Raw genomic sequence first — 2878 nt, 5'->3', positions numbered from 1 at the left:
CATACCATCTGGCAGTATGCAGAATATATGCTCAGCCGCTAGTATATTACTATCTAATAACTGCTCGTCCATCTGTATACCTACGATACCATAAGTATAAGGGTGCGTAATTGACATAGTAAGCGCACGCTGAGCATGGTGATAACTGTCCTGCATTTGAAAGTGCTGAGGACGTAAAAACAAACCCTCGCCCCACAATACATTATGTTTGCTCACAATAATCTCCTACAAACAGCTGACCAATGGTTGCTGATAATAATTAAGTTTTTGGGTAAAGTCAGGTGCAAGCTCAGGATTGACTCCTGAGGTAATATTCACATCACACGCACCAATATTGAGAGTCAGGGGGGTATCAAAATCTAGACTACTTAACGGGATCACAAACTGTGAACGCTTTTTTGTGTATCTTAGATTGAGCTTAATAGCAATAAAATCCATGCCCTGGGGAATAGACAACGTTACATTATTCTGACGATTAGGAATTACGCTAAACTCTTTAGAAGCAAGTGTTTCTATATCTGCCAATTGCTCTTTGTTTTCTAAAAAAGCAATGTACGCTGTACTTGCGGTAGCGCTATTTGATCGCCCTGCATTGGCATCAGCCAGTGGGTGAACCTCAACTGTAATACGCTGACGTTTGAGCGCTTCTTGCAAAGACTGCTGCTCTTCACTCATAGCCTCAAGACGCTGTTGCTGCATTTTTAGCTGTGCCTTAAGCGCTGCTAGCTCCGCTTTAGAATCAGAGTCCGCTATTATATTTTTTAAGCTACCCGCTAATGTCGATGCTCCATCTGATGGCGCCTCTCCTGTAGCAGTTATCTCAGGCTTGGCACTACAGCCAACCAACATTACCCCCGACAATGCACTCATAATCGCGATTGCGCCTGCCAGCCTTTTTGCTTGATTCATATTAATTATCTGCCCTACTACGTTATTTAATGGTTAAAACAATGGATGGTTGTTTCTTTTATCAATGAGTTATCATGACTGCTGCTCTGGTAACAACGTAATGCTATTGACTGGTTAAAATCTCGGCCATATCAGGACGACCAAGTACGCCTTTTTTACGTAGTTCAACATGACCTAAGTCCATCATCTTCCAGTCACCACCCCAAACCAAGCCAGCAGATTTCGCTACTTCGCCGTACAGCCTATAACCTTGCATGGCCCAAGGATCTTTTTCACTAATGACAATTTTTCCATTTCTGATAAACGCACTATCCCCTGCCAGCCCAAACTGATGATAGCTTTTGTAAGAGCCAGCTTTGGTAACATGACTGCCTTTTTTTAGTAGCCTTGCTTGACGCACAGGACTGCGATACCCCTCAAGCAGCACCATATCGTAACCATACTGCTCGCTCATGACTTTGTAAACTGTCAGTAACCGCTGAACAAAGTCTGAATTCATTTTTTTCCAATTGCGGTCGGCATTCTTAATATTAATATGCCCATTGATAAGATGAGATGACAAGATATCGTCTGAGTAGACTGCTGTGTCATCCATTGTCTGAATATCCATGTTTGGTTCTGCCCTCAGTAGAGACGAGCCAGATTGTGACATAGTAGAGTTAGTATTGGACCAATAACCTATATCTACCTGTTCTGCTCGATAACTGGCAATTTCGGCATCTAACTGTTCAAACAAATCTTCAGGTGGTGGAGGTGGAGGTCTCAACCGCTCACCCAACAGTATTTGATTAACCTGTAGATTCGCATTAGAAGCGACAGTATCAGCATGATAGACAGCCAATGAATGGGTGTTTAACAGCAAATAACATAGGCCCACTGTCGTTATAATTATCAATGATGAGAGCAGCGTTACCACTGAACTCTTTTTTCGATAGGAGGTCAAACTCTTATTAATATGACGATAGCCACTCATTACAGCTTTATTAAGCGTCGATAAATTTGGATATCTATAACAACCGGAGACAGCACGCACGCGACCTTTTAGTGTGTACCGAAGACGGCTATATAGCTGCGGATCAAATAAGGTGATTATCACAACGATAGAAAGCACAGTGAACAGCACAGCAATCAGGTAGACCATAATGTAAATGACAAAAACCAAAAAAAATAATAAACAATTGCAGGATAAGTTAGGGCGTTATTGTAGCAACGATGCTCTAAATATCATAGAATACCCTGCAATAATACCTATCAGTTGTTCGTTAGTTCCACAAGCTGAGTTGAGAATAATCGATGAATATAAAAAAAACGGTCGTTAAATATAGTCGACAAATCTTAGGCGCCATACTAGTCATTCATCTATTATTGGCTTGGATGTATTTTTCAGACAACACTCAGCAGCTAACTATAGTCAACATTGTCTTATGGTTTATCGCAGTGCCTGTATTATTGATGGGCTTTATTTTTGCGCTCAATACATGGAAAAAAAGCGCTCAAAACCCATCCAGTAATGCCGATAAGTCTGAAGAAAATGTTCCGCCTATCCAACCACCTTTATCTTATCACCTGTATATTCAAAGTAGCGTGTGCCTACCAGAAGGCAGTAACTGGCTCGATATCAGTAATGACCAACAAGACCTGACTGTCTTAAGCGACCAACTATCTGATATCGACGGTATGCCAGTATTAACCAAACCCATTCCTGATATTGATCATCCTATTCGAACAACATATGATGACGAGGTCCCATCTGATGCTACTTTACGAGTAAAAACCATCATGCAGGCCTTATTACATGCTCACAGTGAGACTATCTTTTTAATCGCAGAGCATCTATCAGCAACACTATCGACTGAAAACGAGCATAACGCTGCAATAGAGGCACATCCAAAGTGGCAGCAACACTACATCGTCAAAAACACCCCATCGGCAACGGAGCCAGCTCTGCCTGATAGCAGGCCTTCTATTG

4 protein-coding genes are annotated in these 2878 nt (G+C 41.8%); 1 reads left to right on the top strand and 3 read right to left on the bottom strand.

What is annotated here, in order from left to right:
- From tssK to ACT3TU_RS13805, 3 genes are all read right to left on the bottom strand, one after another.
- Nucleotides 1–216 (bottom strand): type VI secretion system baseplate subunit TssK (tssK, locus tag ACT3TU_RS13815; protein WP_444784501.1); only part of this gene is annotated, 216 nt, incomplete at its 3' end.
- 9 nt (nucleotides 217–225) lie between these two features.
- Nucleotides 226–909 carry a hypothetical protein gene (locus ACT3TU_RS13810; RefSeq protein WP_192528935.1) on the bottom strand — a complete coding sequence of 228 codons (684 nt, stop codon included), beginning with the start codon at nucleotides 907–909 and terminating at the stop codon, nucleotides 226–228.
- 103 nt (nucleotides 910–1012) lie between these two features.
- Nucleotides 1013–1675: a M15 family metallopeptidase gene (locus ACT3TU_RS13805; protein WP_225735194.1), complete on the bottom strand. Its 663-nt coding sequence runs from the start codon at nucleotides 1673–1675 to the stop codon at nucleotides 1013–1015.
- A 527-nt stretch (nucleotides 1676–2202) separates the two neighbouring features.
- Here ACT3TU_RS13805 and ACT3TU_RS13800 point away from each other — a divergent pair.
- A partial coding sequence (locus ACT3TU_RS13800) for a hypothetical protein (protein ID WP_444784500.1) occupies nucleotides 2203–2878 on the top strand: 676 nt, incomplete at its 3' end.

Origin of the sequence: Psychrobacter sp. AOP3-A1-26 (genome assembly GCF_052378235.1) — a bacterium.
Lineage (GTDB): Bacteria > Pseudomonadota > Gammaproteobacteria > Pseudomonadales > Moraxellaceae > Psychrobacter.
Note: the sequence above shows the minus strand (reverse complement) of the source record. Positions and strands in the feature narration are given on the sequence as shown.